Source organism: Nitrobacter winogradskyi (assembly GCF_006539545.1).
GTDB lineage: Bacteria > Pseudomonadota > Alphaproteobacteria > Rhizobiales > Xanthobacteraceae > Nitrobacter > Nitrobacter winogradskyi_A.
The window spans coordinates 1-4,593 of sequence record NZ_BJNF01000105.1; the positions used below are offsets into that span (position 1 = coordinate 1).

At 60.0% G+C, this 4,593-nt stretch carries 8 protein-coding genes and 1 tRNA gene; 4 read left to right on the plus strand and 5 right to left on the minus strand.

Annotation, left to right across the window (positions count from 1 at the left end; genetic code table 11):
- Positions 1–39: 39 nt before the first annotated feature.
- Entirely contained in the window at positions 40–492 is a 453-nt protein-coding gene (locus tag NWI01_RS16790; protein ID WP_141385117.1) for an RrF2 family transcriptional regulator, read from the minus strand.
- A 102-nt stretch (positions 493–594) separates the two neighbouring features.
- On the opposite strand from NWI01_RS16790, the gene NWI01_RS16795 reads away from it, so the two are divergent.
- Positions 595–777 carry a hypothetical protein gene (locus NWI01_RS16795; RefSeq protein ID WP_141385118.1) on the plus strand — a complete coding sequence of 61 codons (183 nt, stop codon included), beginning with the start codon at positions 595–597 and terminating at the stop codon, positions 775–777.
- The gene (locus NWI01_RS16800; protein WP_141385120.1) at positions 774–1,196 is read left to right on the plus strand and encodes a group III truncated hemoglobin; all 423 of its coding nucleotides are present in this window, start codon (positions 774–776) and stop codon (positions 1,194–1,196) included. Before NWI01_RS16795 ends, NWI01_RS16800 begins: the two co-directional genes overlap by 4 nt.
- A gap of 38 nt (positions 1,197–1,234) precedes the next feature.
- On the opposite strand, the gene NWI01_RS16805 is transcribed toward NWI01_RS16800, so the two are convergent.
- Both NWI01_RS16805 and NWI01_RS16810 read right to left on the minus strand, forming a co-directional pair.
- Positions 1,235–1,903 carry a DsbA family protein gene (locus tag NWI01_RS16805; protein WP_141385121.1) on the minus strand — a complete coding sequence of 223 codons (669 nt, stop codon included), beginning with the start codon at positions 1,901–1,903 and terminating at the stop codon, positions 1,235–1,237.
- A 6-nt stretch (positions 1,904–1,909) separates the two neighbouring features.
- Positions 1,910–2,350 (minus strand): hypothetical protein, encoded by a 441-nt coding sequence (locus NWI01_RS16810; protein ID WP_141385123.1) that lies wholly within the window; start codon positions 2,348–2,350, stop codon positions 1,910–1,912.
- 179 nt (positions 2,351–2,529) lie between these two features.
- On the opposite strand from NWI01_RS16810, the gene NWI01_RS16815 reads away from it, so the two are divergent.
- Entirely contained in the window at positions 2,530–2,802 is a 273-nt protein-coding gene (locus NWI01_RS16815; protein ID WP_141385124.1) for a PsiF family protein, read from the plus strand.
- 262 nt (positions 2,803–3,064) lie between these two features.
- On the opposite strand, the gene NWI01_RS16820 is transcribed toward NWI01_RS16815, so the two are convergent.
- The gene (locus NWI01_RS16820) at positions 3,065–3,607 is read right to left on the minus strand and encodes a disulfide bond formation protein B (RefSeq protein ID WP_181410553.1); all 543 of its coding nucleotides are present in this window, start codon (positions 3,605–3,607) and stop codon (positions 3,065–3,067) included.
- A 334-nt stretch (positions 3,608–3,941) separates the two neighbouring features.
- Between NWI01_RS16820 and NWI01_RS16825 the strand changes: the two genes are divergently transcribed.
- Positions 3,942–4,026, plus strand: a tRNA-Leu gene (locus tag NWI01_RS16825).
- 186 nt (positions 4,027–4,212) lie between these two features.
- On the opposite strand, the gene NWI01_RS16830 is transcribed toward NWI01_RS16825, so the two are convergent.
- Positions 4,213–4,461: a hypothetical protein gene (locus tag NWI01_RS16830; RefSeq protein WP_141385126.1), complete on the minus strand. Its 249-nt coding sequence runs from the start codon at positions 4,459–4,461 to the stop codon at positions 4,213–4,215.
- Positions 4,462–4,593 lie beyond the last annotated feature (132 nt).

Sequence of the window (4,593 nt, forward strand, 5' to 3'; positions counted from 1 at the left end):
TAGAGCCTCGCTTCTGATTACATCAGAAGCGAAAAGGCTCTATTGCGTTGATGCGGTTGGAGCGATGCCGAGCAGATTCGAAAGGCGCCCGCTGGGGACCACGAGATCGGCCAGCGTATATCCTTCCAGAACGTCCATGAAAGCCTGCTGCGCCCGCTCCATTGCGCGTTTGAGCACGCAACAGGGATTGATCTTGCAGGGCGCGTTCAGCGGCTTCAGGCACGACACGACCGCCATATCCGGCTCGGTCATGCGAATGACTTCCGCCAGCCCGATCGCCTCGGCGGACCTGGCGAGACGCAGTCCGCCGCCGCGACCGCGCACGGTTTCGATATATCCCGCCACCCCCAGCTGATGAACCACCTTCATCAGGTGAGCCTCGGAAACGTCATAGCTTCCGGCGATCTCGGCGATGGTCGACAGCCCATCGGACTTCAGCGCGAGATACATCAGCACCCGCAACGCGTAGTCCGAATAGGTGGTGAGGCGCATGCATACTTCCCCGCGAGATGGTCACGTAAAAGCTATATTAAAGATATTGCTTTTGTGCAACCGCCGATGTATAGAAACACTGGCTTTGTAGAGGAGCTTTTCATGAGCAAGAGCGCCACGATCAGCGACACCGTCGCAAAGCCTTTGCTGCTGCCGGGAACGGCCGTCTGCAATGCTCTCGGAATTCGCAATAACTCCGGGGACTATTCCCATCTGATCCGTATGCTGGCTAACTCGTTGATCTGGACAGTAGCCGGCGTCATCGCAATGGCGTTTCTCGTATGACACTCGTGTCCGACAAAATGGATCATGTAACCGAGGACGGCATCCGCCGGCTCGTCGACGCCTTTTATGCGAAGGTGCGCGCCGACGCCGAACTGGGCCCGGTCTTCGAGAACAAGATCAAGGATAACTGGCCGCACCATCTTGAGAAGATGTACGCGTTCTGGTCATCGGTGATGCTGACCACCGGCCGCTACAAGGGCAATCCCATGATGAAGCACATGGCGATACCGGGCATGAGGCCGGATCTGTTCACCCAATGGCTCGCGCTCTTCGACGAAACCTGCCGCGAATTGTGCGGCGAGCCGATCCGCGCGGCCTTCATGGAAAAGGCCGAACGCATCGCTGAAAGCCTGAAGATCGCGGTGTTCTACCGGCCTGACCGGCCGTGGCCGCCGCAGGCTTCCACGAACGCGACGTGAGCCCGCTGAACCTGACGCTCGCGCCGATCCGTATGCTTTCACCTGGTCTTCGCGGCGACAGCCTTGCGCGCGTCCGCGATGGCCTGGACGAATTGCGCCGTAGTCAGTACGCCGGGCACGCGAAACTTCCCGATAATGAATGAAGGCGTCCCGTTGAATCCGAATGCGGCCGCCTGATCGTTGTTGCGCTTCAGAATGGCGTCAATCGCGCCGGCGTTGGCGATCATGTCCTTGAGCGCGCGATCGACATCGATCTTCGCATCCGCCATCAATGCGCGAACGCGCGGTTCGGTCAGGCGTGAACTCGTATTGATCAGAGCTTCGTGCGCGACGACGAATTTGTCCTGATACCTGGACGCCAACGCCAGACGCGACGCATAGACCGATACGGGGCCGAGGATCGGCCAATCCTTGAAGATCAGCCGGACCTTGCCGTCGTCGCGCACCACCTGAGCGAGCCCCGGCGCGAGCTTGCGGCAGTAGGAGCAGTTGTAATCGAGATATTCGACGATCGTGATGTCGCCCTGCGCATTGCCCGCCGCCGGAATTTCCGGGTCGCGCAACACGCGGGCTTCTGTCAGAACGTCGTCAGACGTCTCGGCCAGTGTCGGCGCGTGCGTCAGACCCGCCGTCACCATTCCCAGGCCCAAGGCTCGCAGCAGCCCGCGCCTTGTCGGGTTGCCGGACGGATCCCGCGATTCCGGCATGATCGATCAGGCGCCCTTCAGCCGCTTGGTACATTCGCTGTAGTAGCCGCCGCCCTTCATGATCCATTTCATCCCGCCATTGGCGTTGCTGGACTTGTTGGCCTTGTATTGATCAAGGCACGTATGCCTGCGCGCCTTGCCAGCGGTTTCGCCGGCATATTTGGACGACACCGCCGATGGGAAAACCGCGTTGCCGGCTGAAGTGGCTGAAGGAGCTGCTGCGGTTTTCGGCGCGGACGCTTCGGCCGCCGCCGAGGTCGTCGCCGCCGCTCCGCAATGAGCCTTGCGGAAATCGTTCCATTTCTGGCCGTCGAGGGTGCCCGCTGATTTCGCGGCCTGATACTTCGCGCTGCACTCCTGCGCCGTCAGCGCGTCCGCCGGCAACGCCGAAAGCCCAAGCAGACCTGACGCCGTCACCGCGCCAAGCAGTTTCAGATAACCTGTCATGACTCTGTCTTTCCGGGACCTGGAGGATGGTGGGGTCGATCCTATAGCGTTTTCCAGTGAAGTGGAAACCGGTTCGCGTGAAGGAAACGCTTCAAAACAACAATCGGCCCGCCGCCGTTCACCCACCGTTCAGCCCGGCTCCGCGATGGTGCGGCCGTTATCAACCTGAGGGATTTCCCATGACCATGTTTCCCCGCGCCATAGCGGTCGTCGCGGCATCGCTGCTGCTTGGCGCAACGGCATTCGCACAAGCCCCCGCAACCGAAGCGCCTGCGGCGGCTTCAAAGGCGGCGTCCACCGCCAAGAAGGCTCACAAAACCCAGAAGGCCCAGAAGGCGAATTCCGCAGCTTCGCTCGAATGCACGAAGGAGGCCGACGCCAAGGGCCTGCGCGGCAAGGAACGCAAGAAATTCCGCGCCGAGTGCAAGGCCAAGGCGGCCCAGCCGAACTGATCCCGCTCGTTCGATCAATCGCGATGATTGTGGATCAAATCGGTCCACAATCATCGCGTGATCGATTCCAGCATTTTTTAGGAGCAGGATGCGGGCCGAGAACCGCACCCTCCTATTCCTTGATCGCGCTTTCAAAGCCTCGCTTCTGCTGGATCGCGATGAGCGCCTGCCGATGGCAGACCGCACCGCTTTTTCTTCCCGCAAGTGTCTGTCAATCAAGGCCATCAGCCAGGATCGTCTACCCAGAGTCCCTGACTCTTGTTTACCGAACCCTGCCCGCCAAAGCCGCGATCCCCCATCCCGCGATTGCCGCCATCAGCAGCGAGATCAGCGCGTTGTAGCCGGCGAGCGACAGGCCGAGGAAACGCCACTGCACCTCGTCGCAACGCACGACCTTCACTCTGTCGAGATTTTCCAGCAGACTTCCCTTGCCCAGATCGAGCACCGCTCCGCTGCATTCGATAGGCCCCGGCCAGAAACCCCACTCCACCCCGGCATGATAGGCGCCGAACCCGGCGTTACCCAGCGCGGCCAGCGCGAGAACGGCGAGAGGCGGTATGATGAGGCAGCGTGGCGTGCCCTTCGCGATGGCAAACGCCAAAAGCAGGGCGAAAGGGAACGCAAAATAGTAAGCATAGCGCTGCTGCAGGCAGAGCGGACATGGCAGGATCTCCAGCACGAGCTGAAAGAACCATGCGCCTGCGAGGGTCGCCGCAGCGATGAAGGCGACGGCCAGCGCCGCAGCGAAAGCGGCTTTTCTGTTGCCAGCTCCGGAGAAAGGTTTCACGACGGTGTCGAGGGTCACGGTTTCCTCCGGCTGAGCGTCCAGCCTGCGGCATGCATCCCGACGCCTTCCCGCTTCTGACGGAATCGGAAGCGGCGCTCTATCATTCGATCTGACGTGTCGTTTTCACCGAACCGGATTCCACTTAGCCGGAAATGCTCTGGCCGGAAGATGCTCTATAGCCTGCGAGCCTTGCCGCTGTCGAGCCGACGGCTTTCACTCCGGCGTCATTCGGACCAAGCTCCCCCTTGGCGCACATGACACTTGGCACGGCCGGGTTGACCGGCAAGGATCGGCCGCTATAGTCCGCCCCGCTTCGCAAGATCATGACCGTATTCGGGTGTGACTCGCGAATGCCCCTGTGGCGGAACTGGTAGACGCGCTCGACTCAAAATCGAGTTCCGCAAGGAGTGCTGGTTCGATTCCGGCCAGGGGCACCATTGCTTTTCATTCATTTCAGCACGTCCTATGAGCTTGAACGGCATGGAGATTTGGGCGGTTCGATAACCCTCCCCGCGCACATAGATCAGACGCTCGGCGAAGGCCAGCTTGAGCACAGCGCGGCGATCCTCGATCTTCTCCGAGTGCCAGAGGTTGCAAGGGTTTGCGAGAAAATCTAAGGCGGTTCAATAAGCTTCGGAAAAGCTGGTGAGCGGTCTACCGCAATTCGCGATAAGATCCTGCATCAGAGCCTTCTGCGTTTCGAGATCACGGATACGCTTCTCATAAGCTTTGACGATGGAATCACTGCCCGCGTCCACGATCCGGTCTAGCAGCGCATGGACCTTGCGCTCGATCAGGGCGATGTCCTTCTTAAGCGTACTGCCCTGAGAATGCTGGCTCGCGAGCTTCGCTTCCCAGAGATCGCGGAACATCGCGAAGGGTATCGAGGCAGGTAGACGAAGCAAAGGGCAGCAGCCGAAAGCAAAATTCTGAAAAGTACCCCTGATCCACTGAACCCCCGAAAACAAAAAAAATCACCAGAGGTAGTCTCTGGTGACCTGACT

Bases quoted from the DNA above. Each gene is read 5' to 3' on its own strand.
- NWI01_RS16800 (WP_141385120.1), top strand. From the start codon at position 774: ATGACACTCGTGTCCGACAAAATGGATCATGTAACCGAGGACGGCATC.
- NWI01_RS16810 (WP_141385123.1), bottom strand. From the start codon at position 2,350: ATGACAGGTTATCTGAAACTGCTTGGCGCGGTGACGGCGTCAGGTCTG.
- NWI01_RS16795 (WP_141385118.1), top strand. From the start codon at position 595: ATGAGCAAGAGCGCCACGATCAGCGACACCGTCGCAAAGCCTTTGCTG.
- NWI01_RS16830 (WP_141385126.1), bottom strand. From the start codon at position 4,461: ATGTTCCGCGATCTCTGGGAAGCGAAGCTCGCGAGCCAGCATTCTCAG.
- NWI01_RS16805 (WP_141385121.1), bottom strand. From the start codon at position 1,903: ATGCCGGAATCGCGGGATCCGTCCGGCAACCCGACAAGGCGCGGGCTG.
- NWI01_RS16815 (WP_141385124.1), top strand. From the start codon at position 2,530: ATGACCATGTTTCCCCGCGCCATAGCGGTCGTCGCGGCATCGCTGCTG.
- NWI01_RS16790 (WP_141385117.1), bottom strand. From the start codon at position 492: ATGCGCCTCACCACCTATTCGGACTACGCGTTGCGGGTGCTGATGTAT.